The organism is Shewanella sp. KX20019, assembly GCF_016757755.1.
Classification (GTDB): Bacteria; Pseudomonadota; Gammaproteobacteria; order Enterobacterales; family Shewanellaceae; genus Shewanella.
Genome location: NZ_CP068437.1, coordinates 3,470,172 through 3,487,130 on the forward strand (window position 1 = coordinate 3,470,172; position 16,959 = coordinate 3,487,130).

The window sequence follows — 16,959 nt, forward strand, 5'->3', positions numbered from 1 at the left end:
TAAATACTGCAAGTGACTGAGTTCACAATAATTATCATTTACATATTTGTTCGCTTACTTATTGACCGGATACGTTTGATATTGAGAGTTATTCTTATTAGCATCCTTAACGAATTCAAGAGATCACATAACATAACTAAATTAACTCTATCCTGCGCTTAACATTTGATACGGAATATCGGGATTAGCTTACGTAAGAGCTGTCATCGCATAGAGCTATAAAGGCTGACTATATGAACACCCAAGTAAAGCTAATTACCGCCCTCATTGCAGGCATTTTGCACTCAGGTGCTGCTATCGCAACCACCGTTGACGATGCCGATATCGAAGTAATCACCGTTATGGGTCACCAACAGCATTACAAAACGGATCAGGCTCATGGGGCCATGCGCTCAGATGTGTCATTACTCGATACGCCGCAATCGGTTGTTGTCATTCCTAAAGAGATAATGGATGACCAGTTAGTTCGCACGCTAGGCGATGCTCTTAAAAATGATGCCAGCATTTCTATTGGCCGCGTAACCACTGACAGAGAACGTTTTAGCTTACGTGGCTTTAGTTTAGATGAAAGTACTAACCTGCTAAAAGATGGCCACCAGCACTTTTCCAAATACAGATTACCAATGGCCTTGGTTGAAAATGTTGAAGTGTTAAAGGGACCATCAAGCCTACTCTACGGCCAGTCAACGCCTGGTGGCCTGGTGAATTTGGTCACCAAAAAACCAACCTATGACTCATTTCTAACCTTAGGCGTCAAAGGCGATGAAAACGGTTCGATTAGAGGTTCATTGGATGCCGGTGGCAGCTTAAATGAAGCCCAAACTATCCGTTATCGCGCCGTGCTTGAGAAAGAACAAAACAAAAACTGGCGTGAATACCAAGACGGTAGCGCACAGGAGAGTGACTTTCTTGTCGGTAGCTTGATGACTGATTTTGATCTCAGCGATGACCTCACGCTCTCTTTACACTATGACAAATCAGATGAACTAGCAGGCCAAGACAGCGGTGCCTTAGTTGACGATAACGGCGATGTCATTGGTGGTGACGAGATGATTTGGGACATGCCTTGGACCAAAATTGATGCCCAAAGTGAAAACTATGGCGCCGATCTGCGCTATCAGCTGTCTGACGACTGGGAATTTGCCGCAGGTTATAACAAACAGCACAACGAACGTGAGCGCTGGGAAAGTAAACCACAGACTGGCAGTTATGATCCCGATACTGGTAGCTATGAAAATAAGCCCTATAACAAGTTAGAAGATTGGCAGCAACAGGCATTTTACTTTGATTTTGTCGGCTCTATTGAGTTAGCAGGAATGCAGCACGACATACTTGTCGGCGGTAACTATGTCGACCACCAGTACACGTCGCTCAAAGTTAAAGGCGATAAGTTCGACGCCAATATCGATACTGGGATCACCGTTCCTCAACCAGATCTAGATTATGCCGATGGCAAAGCGTCTAGCGAAGATTACCAATACTATGGTGTGTTTGCCCAAGATCTAATTTCACTTAACGATGAATGGCAAGTGCTGTTAGGTGTGCGCTACGATCAACAAGATAAAACAGATGCCGATAGCAATTCTGTATTGCCAAAATTCGGCGTGATTTATCACCCAGTCGATAATGCCTCTATTTACGCCAACTACAGTGAGAGTTTCGAGCCACAAGGCAGCGTACTTGACGATGAAGATGGCAGCTATGGCCTAGAATTGGACCCAATAAAAGGGAAAATGGTTGAGTTAGGCACTAAATGGGAACTGCTTTCAGGCAAAATCCGATTAAATGCTGCTGTGTTCAATATCGAGCGTGAAAACATTCTGGTCAACACGGGTACTTCTGATAACCCTATCACTACTCAAGGTGGTGTTCAGCGTCACAGCGGTTTTGAGTTTGGTGGCATGGGACAGATCAATGATGACCTTTCTTTAATCACTTCGTTTATGTATCTCGATGCTGAGTATACTTCTCACGATGAGTATCAGGGCAATCGTCCTGAAGATGTACCTGAGTGGACAGCCTCTATCTGGGCCAAGTATTCGCTAACAGACAGAATGGCAGTTAACTTAGGCGCATTCTACGAGGGCGAACGCTTTGGCGATGCCGCTAATACCTTCGAGAAAGACGCTTATACCCGCATTGATACCGGCATTAGCTACGCGATTCCAGTAGCAGGACAAGATCTACAACTTAGAGTCAATATCGAAAATCTATTCGATACGGACTACCTAGGCGGCGGTGAAAACGGTGAAGTGAATGTAGGTAAGCCAAGAACTGTAAAGTTCGGAGTAAGCTACACTTTCTAAGCTTCATTTCAGTTGTTTAGACATCAAAAAGCCCAGACTAAGATCTGGGCTTTTTATTAGCAGTTTTACTGTAAGTTACGCTATTTCCCACCGGCTAGATCAATGAATGAGCCAGTTACATAGGATGCTGCATCCGACAATAACCAAGCGATTGCTGCAGCCACCTCTTCAGCCGATCCTCCACGCTGCATCGGGATCTGCGAACGAAGTCGTTCAACTCGATTAGGCTCGCCGCCGTCAGCATGCATTTGAGTAAAAATAAAACCTGGACGCACCGCATTGACACGGATCCCCTCGGCAGCAAGCTCAAGTGATAATCCTTTAGTGAGTGAATCCATCGCCCCCTTTGAAGCGGTGTAATAATATACCCGTTCGACCTCAAGATGCGGGATTTCAGTGGGAATAAAAAGTGGTTTAGACAAGGCTTAGACCGCTGTGCAATAGCTAGCCTACTGTCAAGATCTATAACGCAGTATAAACCACTTTTAAACCCACCCAACGGGAGCGTCTGAGCATATCCACTTCTATGTTGCATTGCCTCATAAGGGAACGCCATTATTACAACAATGCGCCTTGAATTGAATCCGCTCAGGCTGCTCTGAAACCTGCACTTTGAAGTTGAACGGGTATGTATTCATTCGGCGCACCGCTTCTTGATGCTGCAGACGAGACATTCACTATCGCACTGCCCGCTTGCATCTGCTTTATCGCCTCCCTGCAACACAAGAAACAGCTACTGACATTGGTGTTCATCACAGTGTTGAAGCGATCTAAACTCAAATCAACCAGCTTTGATTGAGTGAACAGTACACCAACGTTATTAACGAGGTGGGTTACACCCCCTAAATGCACTCTTGTTTCCTCAAATAGCCTAATAACATCAGGCTCTTTGGATACATCGGCTTGAATGGCAATCGCATGGCCACCAGCAACTTCTATTTCAGCCACTATCAGCTTCGCCGCGTCAGCCTGTGTTTGATAATTTACGCATACGCTATAACCTTGGGAGCCAAGCAACTTAGCGGTTGCTGCGCCAATCCCTCTGCTTGCCCCCGTCACGATAACCACTTTATTCATTAATAACCTCGACCTCATAATTGGAGCTATTCACCTGTACTCGCTTTGACATCATGCTGTATGCCTGAGCTTGACCATCAATGCGAAACATATCGGTGATCTCAGCGCACTTTGTAAAGCCCGTGCGCTCATAAAGCCGGAAAGCGACCTGGTTATTGGATAATAGCCACAGGTCGATATACTCAATGTTCGTATGCTTTGCAGTCCATTCGAATATTGACTCCATCAACAGTCGACCCAGTCCGCGACCGCGAGCGGCCGCATCGACACCCATTCCTAACAGTGCTCTGTGAGCGGTATGAGCTTCGGCGTGAGCGCGTATATCGATATGACCGACTATATTACCGTCAATAAAGGCCAACAACATTTTACGCCAACCTTGCTCGCCAATTTCACGGCTGATCCCGTCAGAGAAACGCGACGTTGTCGCGGCTGTCAGGTGCGACTCGGCACGCGGTACAGGCTGAAACAGTGGCGAATCATCAGCACCATTCTCCGCTATTTGACGAGCGAGATAGCTAAAAAACTCGGGTAAATCGTCTTGCTGCGCTAACCTAATATCCAACGGTCTTACTCCCTGTTTATTTATACCGTTTATTCATTTACTTTAAAATGCGAGACTAGATTACAACCATTTCAGCAATATTGAGCCTGCCATTGATTGCTAGAAACGGGCAGGACTTTGCTATCTCAATCGCTTGTTCGATACTCTCAGCCTGCACAATAGTATGTCCTGTCATATCCACTTGGCTGCCTGTAGATACACCATCACGACTTACGGTATGGCTATTTTTATAGGGCACCATAGCCGCGATTACGGCATCACCGAGGGAGGCTAGCCACTGCTGATATTGAGCAAAATGACGCTTGCCCTCCTCTGCAGACGCTGGCTTGTCGCCACCTAAATAACTAATGATATATTGTGTCATGGGTAGTCCTTTTTAGGCTTGAATGAATCTTGCTTAACTCCGTTATTTTTGAGATATAATTTTTACAGCCGAATATAGTGTTGCAGCGATAAACACCACCACGATTGAATAGATAAATGTGGGCAAAAACCAACTTATTGCGGTGTCATAAACAAACTGCCACTGGGTACCGCCAGCACCTCGAAAAATACCGCCGGGGTTTTCTAGCCACTCCCACACGACGATCACTAAGGTGACTATGGCGCTAAATATGCTTGCCCACTTAATTGACAATATCGCGCTAAGCCAAAGGATTAGGCCGTAAGATCGTTGAATTTTTTGCTGCATCGTAACCTCCTTTTAACGTATTGCACTTCAGCATAGGACTAGTTTCAGCATTGCTCGCAGGGGATTAGGCTTGATCCGTTATTCGCTAACTGCGACCAGGTTCAAAACCGTCATAGCGTGGTAACTTTGCGTCTAGCTCCTCCCAGTTCGCTTTTGATGTCACAAAATTGTGCGACACAGGTCGCTCAACAATATCGGAATCAAGCAGTCCCAATCTAATTCTTACCCTGCTTGGGTCTTGGGCATTTGAGCTATAAATCGGCGAGCCGCAGTGCTGGCAAAAGTGACGTTCTCTACCCAGCTTAAACGAGAAGCTAGTTAATGCATTAGCGCCAATCGTAATAGTAAAATCTTCCGTAGCGACAAAACCGTTAGTGGCATATGCGCTGCCGCTATTTTTACGGCACAGTGAACAATGGCAGTGAATGATCTCACGAATTGCGCCCGTTATTTTCACTTTAACTTCACCGCATAAACATTGTCCTGAATACATACTCTTCCCTTTCCTTGATTAGCGCTTTTGTAAATTCAAAATCCGTTGGTTATTTTGCCTGTTGTAGCGTCGTGATATCTGCGCCCTTAAATAGTTTTTTTAATACCCCAATTGCGGAAGGCCCTTCATTGGCGATTTGTCATTAGGATTAGGGCCAAGCATAAGTACTCCTATTTTCTATTAAGCCATCAATTAGCAGTCAGCTTAACCCTGTTACCAAAAACAATATCTTCTTTTGACGTTAACCACATCGGGTACTGGGTCATGACCTTGCTGAACATTCTGCTTTGTAAATAGGCGTTTAGCCACTGCCTTAACCTTGGATAGGCAGATTGTAAATACCACTGTCGCTCCACACGTCCAAATTGGCGAATAAAAGGCACTAAGGCTAAGTCCGCCAAGCTAGGGTTATCTGACATTAAATATTGATGCTTGCACAGACGCGACTCTAACTCACCAAGGTATCGTTCACATTGCCCCCTATCAGCAACCAACGATGGCTCATGGTAGCGCTTTGAGCAGCGATACTTCTCCAAATGCCCTTTAAATTCGTTATCAAATAAGCTTATTAACTCAAGCATCTCTGCTAATGCGTTTGGCTGTGACGCATCGAGGTAATCTTGAGGATCGGACTGTGTAAATGCCCACAGCATTACCGCTAAGCTTTCATCAATAACACTATTCTCAGCGGTGATCAGCACAGGCACCGTGCCCTTAGGTGAAGCCAGCAGCATTTCGGCGGGTTTATCACTGAGCACTAAGTCTCTAAGGTGCACTTGTTGGCCCGAAGCATAAATGGCCAATCTAGCCCGCATTGCATAAGGACAATTTCTTAAAGAATAGAGTACAGGTAATGTCATGATTTCACTCATTGTTGATCAAATGGCTCCATTAGATAATGTGAATAATTTACTTTAACGATATTCATTAGCAAAATATACGGGTAACATCCCCCCATTAAATTTCTAACAACAAGTGGTACCCATGGATCCAAAGATAGAATTATTAGCACCAGGCGGAGATATTGATGCAATTAAAGCGGCAATTATTGCCGGAGCTGATGCTGTTTATTGTGGCTTAGATACCTTTAATGCTCGTAACCGTGCCGCTAATATTTCCTTTGAGGAACTGGTTGGGATCATACGTTTAGCACACCAATATCAGTGTGAGATTTTCCTAACTCTCAATATTGTGATCTTAGAAAATGAATTCAAAACCCTAGCAAAGCTACTGAGCAGGTTAGTTAACACCACATTAGATGGTGTGATTGTGCAAGATATTGGCATGTTCCATTTGCTCAAAAAGCACTTTCCAACGTTGGATATCCACGCATCAACGCAGCTAACCACCCATAACGCTGGCCAAATTCCTTTTTTAAAGAAGTTAGGTGCCTCACGGGTGAATTTATCGAGAGAGCTTAATTTACGTGAGATCACTGCATTAACAGCGACGGGTCGAGACAACGATATCACCACTGAAGTGTTTGTCCACGGCTCACTTTGCATTGCATTCTCTGGGCTTTGTTACTCCACCTCAGCCAGTGTCGGTAACTCAGGTAACCGTGGCCGTTGTAGCCAGGCTTGCCGTGAAGAGTATGAAACCACAGAGTCTGGACATAACTTTCCTCTTAATATCAAAGACAACTCGGCATTTTTCGATCTACCAGCATTAATCGAAGCCGGTGTTCACTCCTTTAAAGTGGAGGGTCGTATTAAGGGCGCTAGTTACGTTCATACCGTGATAGACAGTTTCCGTAAACAGATTGATGGTTTCCTAAAAACAGGCGAGTTACTTGAAGATGGTGAGCGCCTCTATAAAGTATTCAACCGCGACTTAACCAACTCTTTTTTAAAGGGCGATCTAAATCAGTCGATGTTTATCGATAATCCTCGTGATAATTCGAAAAACCACCTGAAAGATAAGCTAACTCATAATGGTAGCCAGTCTATTTCGGTAGTGCAGATCCATGATGCTGAGCAAACTCTGCAACAGGAAAAGAGCCAGATCCAAGCATCTGTTAATGACAAGATCAAACATTTAAGCATTGAGAAACTGCCACTGACATTGGCTTTTTCTGGCCAACTGGGGCAACCACTATTAATCACAGTGACGACTCAAGATTTTGTTGTTGGTCAAACCCAGTTAGTCGACAAGAGCTTTACCGTTCAATCTCGTAGCCAGCTCACCAGCAGTGACGATGCCAGTATTGATGACAGCGCAATTGAGAAACGCTTTAAGAGTTTACATAATGCAGAGTTCGACCTTAAGCCGCTCGTCACTGACGATCTAGCCGCCGGTCTTAGCATCCCTTTTAAAGAGCTCACCACCTTAAAGAAACAGGTGTTATTACAGCTAAACCATGGCACAGCCGTGTTGCCCGTGGTTGAACTGCCCAAGCTGGCTAAACATCCAAAACCACAAGATGAGACACCTAAGCTGTCTATTTTGATCTGTGATGAGGCCGATATTGCCCTTGCCGATAACACCGATGCCGACATTTACTTTAAGCTACCCGATGCCTATAAGCGCGGCTGTACTAAATATGTCGATCTATTCAAACTGAACCCGCGACTCATTCCATGGTTCCCATCGGTCCTTATCGGTAAAGATTATGATGCGGCGTTGAATATTTTGGAAAAGGTGCTGCCACCGCTGATTGTTACCAATAATACTGGTATTGCTAATCGCGCCTATGAACTAGGTATAAAGTGGATTGCCGGGCCATTTTTAAACACCACTAACTCATACGCCTTACTGGCGATGCAGGAGCAATTTGATTGTCATGGTGCCTTTATTTCTAACGAAATAAACCAACAGCAAATTAAACATATTGCCCGTCCTGCAAACTTTAAAATGATGTACAGCATCTATCACCCGATTTTATTGATGGCGAGCAGGCAGTGCTTCTTCCAGCAAAGTGTCGGCTGCGAAAAGCCGCGGATCGACAATGGCTGTATGCTCTCTTGTGATAAGTCGACCAGCATTACCAACCTTAAAGGTGATGAGTTTGCGATTGATAAGCAAAAAGCAGGTTACCCAAGTATTTATAATCAAGATCAGTTTTTAAATACTGAGATCATTGACGATCTCGCTCACCTCTTTGATGGCTTTATGATTGATCTAACCAATATAGGCGCCGGAGATAAGCCATCACCTGACAAGTTGCAGCTGATCAAACAGTTCGAGCTACTGCTCAACGGTCAATCAAATGCCGCGAACACGCTCGATGGCATGGTTGCGCAATCAACAGTATTGCAATACCACAACGGCCTATAGATCCTAGTATTCGTCCCTACGTCATATCATTTTACTGACGCTAAGCCAGAGCCGCCCCCCAGCTCTGGCTTTCTCATTTTATCAATTTAAACCCTCGCTAATTGTTTCTGTATAATTCTCTATTATGGATTGCCTCTAATCATCTTGTTTTATGGTGATATTCCCCATAAAGTATTAGTCACTAATCACTTAAATTCAGCAGCATAAGCATGCTTACAAACATAATATAGGTAGTAGATTTGGTGGATAAAATAGAATTAGCCGTCGATTTTCTTCTCGAACACAAATTGTTATTAACCGTGTTAATAATAATGCTTATCTCGATGATAAAGCGTCTAATCATTTCAGGTATTCGAGGTGATGTTCCGTTTCTTTCTGATGTGCAGCGCAAATGGATGTCACGTACTAAGAATGGCACTTTCATTTTAATACTGATCATTTTGTTCATGCTGTGGCAAACCGAAGTCAGCAAGTTTGCATTGTCGGTAACTGCGATTGCGATCGCCTTGGTGGTGGCCTCTAAAGAGATTATTCTTTGCTTTACTGGCTCGATACAACGTGCAAGTTCACGTTCATTTGTCATCGGTGACTGGATTGAAGTGGGTAAAATATGTGGGGAAGTGATTGAGCACAACCTTATGGCAACCGTGATCCAAGAGATCGACCTGCATCATGGTCAATACCATTTCACTGGTAAAACCGCGACACTGCCTAACAGTATGTTTTTTACCTATGCAGTCAAAAATCTCAATTTTATGAAACGCTATGTTTACCATAGTATTTCTATTACCGTGGTCGAATTTGTTAACCTCTACCCGCTGTTTCCAGCCCTCACCCAACAGATAGAACAACATTGTGAAGACTTTAATGAGGTGGCAAAACGCTACAACAGCGTTATCGAAAAGCATGCTGGTGTCGATCTCCCCGGCAGCGAACCACATATTCATGTCAATAGCGGCCCTACTGGTGAACAAAATGTACATATCATGATTTTTTGCCCCACTGAGCGCGCTATGCATTTAGAGCAGCTGATAAGAGAAGATTTTATGGTTGCTTATCAGCAAAACTTTGGCCTGAAGCGTCAGCTAAACACTGAAAGTTAATCACTTAGCTAGGGGGGGCTATCGATTTACTGTGTTTTATTCCCCGTAGCAATCGATAAAACCATTCCAAATAGGATTAAACAATCTGTTAGACTGTTCAAAAACCTAATAAGAAATATACTGTCATGCTTGGAACACTCAGAAAAATGCGCAGCCACCTCGATGAGAATCAACAGGTGCAATACCAACTACCCGTCGGTGAAGAGTTACTCGATTTAAATCCTCTTATCGGCTCAGAACTCACTTTGACCCATACCGGCAAGATCTTTTGCTGTAACTGTGGCAAGAAGACTAAAAAAAGCTACTCCCAAGGCCATTGTTATGTGTGTATGCAAAAGCTTGCTAGCTGTGATTTGTGCATCATGAAGCCTGAAACCTGCCATTATGCAGCGGGAACTTGTCGTGAGCCATCTTGGGGCGAAGCAAATTGCTTTGTACCACATTACGTTTACTTGTCTAACACCTCAGGCGTGAAAGTGGGTATTACCCGCCATACTCAGTTACCCACACGCTGGATAGACCAAGGGGCAACTCAAGGGTTACCGATCTTCAAAGTAGAGACGCGTTTTATTTCCGGTTTAGTCGAAACCGCTTTAGCAGAAATGATTGCTGATAAAACCAATTGGCGCACCATGTTAAAAGGCAATGCGGAAGACTTAGATCTTAAGCAACACGCTGAAACTTTGATCCCACAAATCACTGAGCGTTTAGCTGAAATTACCGCTGAACATGGTGAGTTTTCCGTATCAAAGCTTGATGAGCCAATCCAACAGATCAACTTCCCTGTGAACGAATTCCCAACCAAAATCATCTCACATAACTTTGATAAGAACCCAGAAGTCTCAGGTGTTCTAAAAGGTATTAAAGGTCAATACCTGATCTTCGATACTGGCGTGATCAATATTCGTAAGTTTGGCTCATATGAAGTCAGCGTGGCCTACTAAGCAATAAGCTAAGACTGTAAGCCTGTCGATTCAATTTTTTTACTCAATAAACAAAAAAGCCGACTCCTAAAGAGTCGGCTTAAAATCAAATAGGGCTTAACTTGCTATTTGATATTCACAACTAAGCTTGCGCCAGCGCTTGATGGTGCGCCCTCTGCTGTGACGTAGTACCAACCTTCAGCGGGAGAAGAGATTATTAGACTCTCGACATTACCTTGGTTTTCAGACTTTACCTCATAGGTGTTACTATCTGCCCATGTTTGGCTACTACCGTATAAGTTAACATCTCCTGTACCGTGGCCGCTAGCAACTGTAATTTCAGCTGTATCAGCTGGTACATAGAAGTAGTAGTTTGAACGACCATCTTGAATACAAACAGCCTCCCCAAATTCAACGCCACCATAACCGAAAGGTGATTGAGTCGTACAGCTGTCTGCAACTGCCACTGGCGGAGTCACAGGAGTGTTAGTCAAACTCAGATTTAGGCTAACACCTTCAAACTGCACGGTAGGGATTAAGCTAATATATGCCCAACCTCGATTAGCCGTAACATTGAGTTGCTCGCTATTACCCGCTGTCGCTGATTTAGCCTCATAAGCACTTGCCGTCGCCCAACCATTTTGGCTGAAGTATACATCTACATCACCTTCGCCACCCGCTGTTGAAATATAAAGTGCAGTGCTGTCATCTTCGACATACGTATAGAAGTAACGAATATTTTGCCCTGCAACGCATTCAGTTTGATCAATAGTCAACTGCCCGCCAGTAACCGTCTCTACCCCACAATGTTCAGCAGGATCAATCGGATCTACCGTGTCGGCGTTATCACCAATACCATCACCGTCTGAATCGGCCCACTCCGTAGGATCGGTTGGGAATACATCGGCGTTATCGCCTACTCCATCACCATCGGTATCTCTAGTCTCGTTAGGATCGTTCGGAAAATCATCATCGCTATCAATCACGCCATCGCCATCCGTATCAACGGCAGGTGGAGGAGTGATATTACTTAGCGATTCATCATTACTAGTAACGGAGGCTAACCATGTGTTCCACTCATTGTTATAGTTTTGACCTATATTGCTATCGATATACGCTAACCAACCACTGGCATCGCCACCTCTGGCCAAAACAAGCAGTGCATCAACATCGCTTCTGTGGTTTTCAAATAGGAAACGTACCGCTAAGTATCCCCACTTATACACTCTGTCAGAGCCGCTATCGTAGGTGTTAGATAGGATTTCACTCAAGCTGTAGGTCTGTGCGCGGCCAAGGTTGACAGCATCATCGTAACGGTTCTGATGAGAAATATACTCAGCTAAACCTTCAGACCACCACACCGACTTGCCCGTATCAATATCGAAGTAATTGAATGCGCCATATTGATTGAATCGACCATCTAAGTAATGCACATACTCATGGCGTAGATTCCAAACCAGAATATCTTCGGTCCAGGTTGCTTCATGGGCAATAAATCTAGCCTGATTACCCTCTTGAGAAGGAGTACCTTCTAAATACATGCCACCATTATCAGTACTAATTCCAAATATGATGCCAGCATACTGATCATAATCATCGTAGCTATCGAAGATGTTAACTTCTAAATTAGTATTGAGATCATCTGCAACAGGCTGGCTTCCTGTGGCTAAAATATCATGAAACAGGATCTCCTCTGCGCCCATCAAGTCGCAAGAAGCTTGCAGTTCATCTGTTGTGAGCTGCTGAGCACGAATGTTTATCGTGTCACTACAACTATAATTAATAGATAAAACCTTCAACTCAAGCTCAGCTTCCCAACCACAGATACCGAACTGCTCACATTCTCCGGGGTTGTAGTAGTCCAAATAGCCAGCAGCATCAGCCCATTGTGCAGACATACGCTCAAAGCTATTCATATACTGAACCGTTCCAGCATTTAATGTTGTTTTAAGGCTTGTAGCTAGATTCCAGTATTCTTGGTATTCGTAGAAGCGACCAAATTCATGGAAGGCATCCGTCGACTCAAAAGCATAGGCAGAATTATAGATATATTCAGAGGTCGCAACACTTAGAAGCGCAGCAATCAAGTCTCCGTGATCCATACTCGCTTTAGTGTAATCGGCGTCCCAGCTGCCATAGTAAAGTGTTGTAAGCGCCTTGGTTAATGCATAACGATGTTTGTTGCTAGCTAAGTGCTCTGGGCTGAAAGCATTTAAGTAGTTAGTGATTGCAGGGACACTTTCCAAATAGCTACTAGCACTATCCCAAGCAATAAAAAACTCGGCCAGAGTATCACCTTGCATATCACTGGTTTCATTGATATACGGGTTATTTGAATATTCGACAAGTAGATCACGCAGAGCGTTAGCCGCTTTGTTATTGGCATAGTTCAAATCGTCATTGTAATACTCAATGTAAAATGCACCACGTAAGAAGTAGATGAGGTTAAGCATTTCATCACCACTGCGGCTATCATACGTCGCTGCCATCGTCTTGGCATAGTTTGCTACAGAGATGACATTTTCGCTCTGGTATACAGCTACCGATGTAGCATCATTTTTCGAATAAAGCTCTGAAATACAAGCGAAATCAGCTTGTCTGACAAAATCATATAGATCTTGACCACTTAAATTGTCAAACTGGCTATAACCGTTACAGGGATCGGCTTCAGCCTCTGCTACAGGCCCAACGGCTCCCATTGGTCCATCAATTTTCTTTTCGCTTTTCGCTTTAGAAAGATGCGCCTTTTGTTTGCCATCATCCCTAAGCTGACTTCCGGGAACATTTGCTCCTTTGTCGAATCGACTTTTCGATTCTTGGATGTGTGCAGGATTAGCTGGCTCTTTTTCGGCGGCAGCGACCTCCTCTTTAGCAAAAGATGATCCCGAATAGAGGACGACTGAGCATGCAAGTGCTAAGGCATGAACTTTAAACTTTCCTGTTTTTGATGAAAATTCAGATAATTGTTTAGATGACTCGATTAACATATTTGACTCCAATTGTTAGCGTTCCACCCCTTAGAACACCAATCTCAGGGAGGTGGTCTAAAGACTACTATGTAGAAGTGCAACCGCTACTTGTTATTTTCTTGTTACTTCCGTGTTAACCACAAGTTAAGTGGAGGCCAATTTATAATTTATGCAATATTCATAATCAAGTATAAAAATTAACCATCAGCAGTTTATGGTGAAATAGTAAGATTGATATATGAATGAACATTCAAGAGTCAAAGAAATGACAGCAGAGCCCATCTCCGTAAAAAACCAGAGGGAACTACTATTTTTTATTAGCTTGAAACTATCTACTTTTTGATTAACTATGCAATAAAAGTAGACTAGCGCGCTTATTTATAACAAAAAGTTCTTAATTAGAACTTTCTGCATAACCAGCAGTAAGATGAGCGTTTACCTTGCGGGTTAGTGCTTAACGTCGTCACACAAAAAACGCCCTGCTATTGCAGGGCGTTTTTATTGAAGTGATTATCGATTATGAATACTGCTAGCTCTGAAACATGCACTTTGAAGTGGTTTGGGTATATTTTGAGGTGCTCACGATAGAGGCTTAACTATGGGTAGCGGTTTTAGCATCGTCGATAATAACTGCTCAAAGCGCTGCTCCCTTGCTGTTGGATTTTTATCAAGCTCGGTAAAGCCTTGCGCTAATACTCGCCAAATTGGCATTGGATTGTACGGTGAGAAAATAGCAACGAGTACCGAACCTTTCTCATACTTTTCATCAACGCCCTGGGTTGATAGGCCTGCCACTAAACCTGCTCTTTTTAAGATCTCTTTATCACTCATCTCTGATTCAAGCGCTAAACCAAAGCCGACTAAAATACTGGGTACTTCGTTTGTAGTGGCAAGACGGTAACCCTTTGCTTGCATCGCCTGTGTAATCGCATGTTGCATATGTGCAATAACGACTTTCTCATCGACTTTATCACTTGCATGAACAGCAAACATCGTCGGATGCCAACCAAATACCCTTACAGAACGGTTGAGCTGAGACAGATCGCCAGTGGAAACCATAGTGGTACTAATGGGATGATCCGTTACTTCTGAGCTACTGCACCCCATAAGCGCCATGAGACCAATCAATATTACTGCTACATAATTTTTTATCATTGCGTTTTAAAATCCATCTCTAAGATTACGTCACAGGTTAACATCTTAAACATTAACCTAACCTGACCTAATAACAATTGCACCCATTATCTGTACAAACAGTATCAACCTTGGTGCCTACGAAATTCGATTGCGATGCTTACTGAATCAATTTTTTTCAATAACAAATAAGCTGCCGAAGGTGAACATAGAATCGTAGGGGGAAACGACTGATGCTCAAATATGCTGGGTATAGTAAGATTTTTCAGTATTGGCTTTGCTAAGCACGATGACCAAGATAAAATAGAGATCGATATACTCTTTACGGCTTTTAGTTCAATGGAACTTATTTTTGCAATCGCACTATTTGCGTTTTCTTCAGGGATCACCCCAGGACCCAATAACATTATGTTGATGTCATCTGGGGTAAACTTTGGTATCAAACACAGTCTGCCTCATCTGTTCGGGATCTGCTTTGGCTTTCCTGCCATGGTGCTCGCGGTAGGACTAGGCTTAAGCACCCTATTCCAATTGTATCCAGTACTGCATATCATCATTAAGTATATCGGTATCACTTACCTACTTTATCTTGCTTGGTTAATCGCCAACAGCAGTAATAAACTAAAGGGAAAAGCCACTGCATCACCGCTTACATTTATCCAGGCGGCAGCATTTCAATGGGTCAACCCTAAAGCATGGATAATGGGTATTGGCGCAATAGCCACCTTTACCACGATGGAGCAAGCACTTGCGCCACAGGTCATCACTATCGTCAGTGTCTTATTTTGTGTAGCCCTACCTAGTGCATTTGTCTGGTTAGGGTTTGGTGTGGCACTAAAACGCATACTAAAGAATCAAAAACAGCAAAAAATATTTAACGTCAGCATGGCACTCTTGCTTGTGCTCTCAATCATCCCTATGATCGCGCCATAACTCGCAATAGGCAGTATCTAATGAGTACTAATATCAGTCCAGAACTGCAACAAATCGCTACGCAAACCGAAAACTGGGTTAAGCAAGTGATTATGAAGTTCAACATTTGCCCCTTTGCTCGACGTGAAGTTGAACGCGCCAGCATTCGCTATGCGGTTATCGATGAGTCAAAGTTGCAGCTAGTGCTACAGGCATTAATCGAGGAGTGCGTGTATCTTGATGAGCACACAGAGGTTGAAACCACACTATTTATTTTACCACGTGGGTTTGAAGGCTTTTACCCCTATTTAGATCTTATCGATATAGCCACAGAGCTATTATTTGAACAGGGATATGAGGGGCAATACCAATTAGCGAGTTTTCACCCTGATTACTGTTTTGAAGGTGAACCACAAGATAGTGCAGCAAACTATACTAACCGCTCACCCTACCCAACACTGCACATCATTCGCGAAGCCAGCATGGAGTTTGCATTAGCTAACTACGATGACCCAGAAACGATACCTGAGCGGAATATTGCCTTTGCCGAACGTAAAGGCAGCGAGTTTTTTATGCAGTTGCTAGCACACTGTAAAAAGAGTTAATACCAATCAGTATAAAAACAGCCCTTACATGGGTGGTTAAGGATTAAAATTAGATGGCAACAAAGTACTATGTAGTGTGGGCTGGACGCGAAACTGGCATTTTCACCAGCTGGGATCACACCAAAAAACAGGTTGATAAATTCCCGCAAGCAAAATACAAGTCGTTTAAAACCAAAGCTGAAGCCGAGGCGGCATTTAAGCGCGTCCCCAGTTATGGCGGCGCAACACAGAAGAAAGCCAGCACCAGCCCTAAAGCCGAAAAAACCAGCAAAACTATCGATTTGAGCCAATATGATGTGTCGATTTTTACTGATGGTGGCTGCGAGCCAAACCCGGGGAAAGCGGGTTCTGGCATCGCTATCTATCAAAGTGGTGAGCTAATAGAACTCTGGTATGGCTTATACAACGCCAACGGTACCAACAACTCTGCCGAGCTTAATGCCTTGCATCAAGCACTACTTTTAGCGGATAAAGCGATTAAACAGAGCCAGTCAGTGCAGATCTTAAGTGACTCCCAATATTCAATTAATTGCATTACTAACTGGGCATATGGTTGGAAAGCCAAGGGCTGGAAACGCCAAAAGGCGGGAGATATCAAAAACCTCGATATTATTCAGCAAGCTCATGAACTATATGACAGCATTAAAGAACAGCTATCAATTCAGCATGTATCAGCCCATGTAGGCATTGAAGGAAATGAATTAGCTGACCGTATGTCTATCTATGCGATTGATAAAAAAGACAGCCAATTTTGCCGTTATCAAGAGCCAATAGTGTTATCAAGTATCCTCAGTCTGCGCGCTGGTTAGCCTATATAGTTCGCGGTCAGCTTAAATCCAACTAAACTGACCATATACACTTAAATTTACCTTTCTTTAATAGGTTTAATACGGCTGCTATGCGAC

16 protein-coding genes are annotated in these 16,959 nt (G+C 43.6%); 7 read left to right on the top strand and 9 right to left on the bottom strand.

The genetic code is table 11. From position 1 onward, the window contains the following. Positions 1-233 precede the first annotated feature (233 nt). Entirely contained in the window at positions 234-2,306 is a 2,073-nt protein-coding gene (locus JK628_RS15115) for a TonB-dependent siderophore receptor (RefSeq protein WP_202285453.1), read from the top strand. 80 nt (positions 2,307-2,386) lie between these two features. Here JK628_RS15115 and JK628_RS15120 read toward each other — a convergent pair whose 3' ends face one another. The 7 genes from JK628_RS15120 to JK628_RS15150 all read right to left on the bottom strand — a co-directional run bounded on the left by JK628_RS15120 (position 2,387) and on the right by JK628_RS15150 (position 5,992). After that, a complete protein-coding gene (locus tag JK628_RS15120) occupies positions 2,387-2,710 on the bottom strand; it encodes an SDR family oxidoreductase (RefSeq protein WP_443020013.1) in 324 nt (107 codons plus the stop codon). A gap of 184 nt (positions 2,711-2,894) precedes the next feature. After that, positions 2,895-3,383, bottom strand: a complete 489-nt coding sequence (locus JK628_RS15125; RefSeq protein ID WP_202285455.1) for an SDR family NAD(P)-dependent oxidoreductase — start codon at positions 3,381-3,383, stop codon at positions 2,895-2,897. Further along, positions 3,376-3,948: a GNAT family N-acetyltransferase gene (locus tag JK628_RS15130; RefSeq protein WP_202285457.1), complete on the bottom strand. Its 573-nt coding sequence runs from the start codon at positions 3,946-3,948 to the stop codon at positions 3,376-3,378. The genes JK628_RS15125 and JK628_RS15130 overlap by 8 nt, the downstream gene beginning before the upstream one ends. 55 nt (positions 3,949-4,003) lie before the next feature. Beyond that, positions 4,004-4,312 carry a YciI family protein gene (locus tag JK628_RS15135; RefSeq protein WP_202285459.1) on the bottom strand — a complete coding sequence of 103 codons (309 nt, stop codon included), beginning with the start codon at positions 4,310-4,312 and terminating at the stop codon, positions 4,004-4,006. A 42-nt stretch (positions 4,313-4,354) separates the two neighbouring features. Next, on the bottom strand, positions 4,355-4,639 hold the full coding sequence (locus JK628_RS15140) for a hypothetical protein (RefSeq protein ID WP_202285461.1): 285 nt from the start codon (positions 4,637-4,639) through the stop codon (positions 4,355-4,357). A gap of 85 nt (positions 4,640-4,724) precedes the next feature. Further along, the gene (locus JK628_RS15145) at positions 4,725-5,132 is read right to left on the bottom strand and encodes a GFA family protein (RefSeq protein WP_202285462.1); all 408 of its coding nucleotides are present in this window, start codon (positions 5,130-5,132) and stop codon (positions 4,725-4,727) included. Positions 5,133-5,320: 188 nt separating this feature from the next. Beyond that, a complete protein-coding gene (locus JK628_RS15150; RefSeq protein WP_202285464.1) occupies positions 5,321-5,992 on the bottom strand; it encodes a glutathione S-transferase in 672 nt (223 codons plus the stop codon). 124 nt (positions 5,993-6,116) lie between these two features. Here JK628_RS15150 and JK628_RS15155 point away from each other — a divergent pair, with 124 nt between their 5' ends. The 3 genes from JK628_RS15155 to JK628_RS15165 all read left to right on the top strand — a co-directional run bounded on the left by JK628_RS15155 (position 6,117) and on the right by JK628_RS15165 (position 10,455). Then, positions 6,117-8,408: a peptidase U32 family protein gene (locus JK628_RS15155; RefSeq protein ID WP_202285466.1), complete on the top strand. Its 2,292-nt coding sequence runs from the start codon at positions 6,117-6,119 to the stop codon at positions 8,406-8,408. Positions 8,409-8,650: 242 nt separating this feature from the next. Further along, positions 8,651-9,511, top strand: a complete 861-nt coding sequence (locus JK628_RS15160) for a mechanosensitive ion channel family protein (protein ID WP_202285468.1) — start codon at positions 8,651-8,653, stop codon at positions 9,509-9,511. A gap of 125 nt (positions 9,512-9,636) precedes the next feature. Beyond that, complete coding sequence (locus tag JK628_RS15165; protein WP_202285470.1) at positions 9,637-10,455, top strand: DUF2797 domain-containing protein; 819 nt, start codon at positions 9,637-9,639, stop codon at positions 10,453-10,455. A gap of 104 nt (positions 10,456-10,559) precedes the next feature. Here JK628_RS15165 and JK628_RS15170 read toward each other — a convergent pair whose 3' ends face one another. Next, positions 10,560-13,421, bottom strand: coding sequence for a M9 family metallopeptidase (locus JK628_RS15170; protein WP_202285472.1), 2,862 nt, complete (start codon positions 13,419-13,421; stop codon positions 10,560-10,562). A gap of 561 nt (positions 13,422-13,982) precedes the next feature. Beyond that, entirely contained in the window at positions 13,983-14,558 is a 576-nt protein-coding gene (locus JK628_RS15175) for a DUF4136 domain-containing protein (protein WP_202285474.1), read from the bottom strand. 318 nt (positions 14,559-14,876) lie between these two features. Between JK628_RS15175 and JK628_RS15180 the strand changes: the two genes are divergently transcribed. Genes JK628_RS15180 through JK628_RS15190 form a run of 3 tightly spaced genes read left to right on the top strand, consistent with a single transcriptional unit; the run spans position 14,877 to position 16,863 of the window. After that, entirely contained in the window at positions 14,877-15,470 is a 594-nt protein-coding gene (locus JK628_RS15180; protein WP_202289840.1) for a LysE family translocator, read from the top strand. 20 nt (positions 15,471-15,490) lie between these two features. Beyond that, positions 15,491-16,054 (top strand): DUF1415 domain-containing protein, encoded by a 564-nt coding sequence (locus JK628_RS15185; protein WP_202285476.1) that lies wholly within the window; start codon positions 15,491-15,493, stop codon positions 16,052-16,054. Between the two features lie 53 nt (positions 16,055-16,107). Then, on the top strand, positions 16,108-16,863 hold the full coding sequence (locus JK628_RS15190; protein ID WP_202285478.1) for a ribonuclease H family protein: 756 nt from the start codon (positions 16,108-16,110) through the stop codon (positions 16,861-16,863). Positions 16,864-16,959: the final 96 nt, after the last annotated feature.

Excerpts from the sequence above, each read along its gene's own strand:
- JK628_RS15115 (WP_202285453.1), top strand. The coding sequence starts at position 234 with ATGAACACCCAAGTAAAGCTAATTACCGCCCTCATTGCAGGCATTTTG.
- JK628_RS15125 (WP_202285455.1), bottom strand. The coding sequence starts at position 3,383 with ATGAATAAAGTGGTTATCGTGACGGGGGCAAGCAGAGGGATTGGCGCA.
- JK628_RS15135 (WP_202285459.1), bottom strand. The coding sequence starts at position 4,312 with ATGACACAATATATCATTAGTTATTTAGGTGGCGACAAGCCAGCGTCT.
- JK628_RS15140 (WP_202285461.1), bottom strand. The coding sequence starts at position 4,639 with ATGCAGCAAAAAATTCAACGATCTTACGGCCTAATCCTTTGGCTTAGC.
- JK628_RS15145 (WP_202285462.1), bottom strand. The coding sequence starts at position 5,132 with ATGTATTCAGGACAATGTTTATGCGGTGAAGTTAAAGTGAAAATAACG.
- JK628_RS15150 (WP_202285464.1), bottom strand. The coding sequence starts at position 5,992 with ATGACATTACCTGTACTCTATTCTTTAAGAAATTGTCCTTATGCAATG.
- JK628_RS15155 (WP_202285466.1), top strand. The coding sequence starts at position 6,117 with ATGGATCCAAAGATAGAATTATTAGCACCAGGCGGAGATATTGATGCA.
- JK628_RS15165 (WP_202285470.1), top strand. The coding sequence starts at position 9,637 with ATGCTTGGAACACTCAGAAAAATGCGCAGCCACCTCGATGAGAATCAA.
- JK628_RS15170 (WP_202285472.1), bottom strand. The coding sequence starts at position 13,421 with ATGTTAATCGAGTCATCTAAACAATTATCTGAATTTTCATCAAAAACA.
- JK628_RS15175 (WP_202285474.1), bottom strand. The coding sequence starts at position 14,558 with ATGATAAAAAATTATGTAGCAGTAATATTGATTGGTCTCATGGCGCTT.
- JK628_RS15180 (WP_202289840.1), top strand. The coding sequence starts at position 14,877 with ATGGAACTTATTTTTGCAATCGCACTATTTGCGTTTTCTTCAGGGATC.
- JK628_RS15185 (WP_202285476.1), top strand. The coding sequence starts at position 15,491 with ATGAGTACTAATATCAGTCCAGAACTGCAACAAATCGCTACGCAAACC.
- JK628_RS15190 (WP_202285478.1), top strand. The coding sequence starts at position 16,108 with ATGGCAACAAAGTACTATGTAGTGTGGGCTGGACGCGAAACTGGCATT.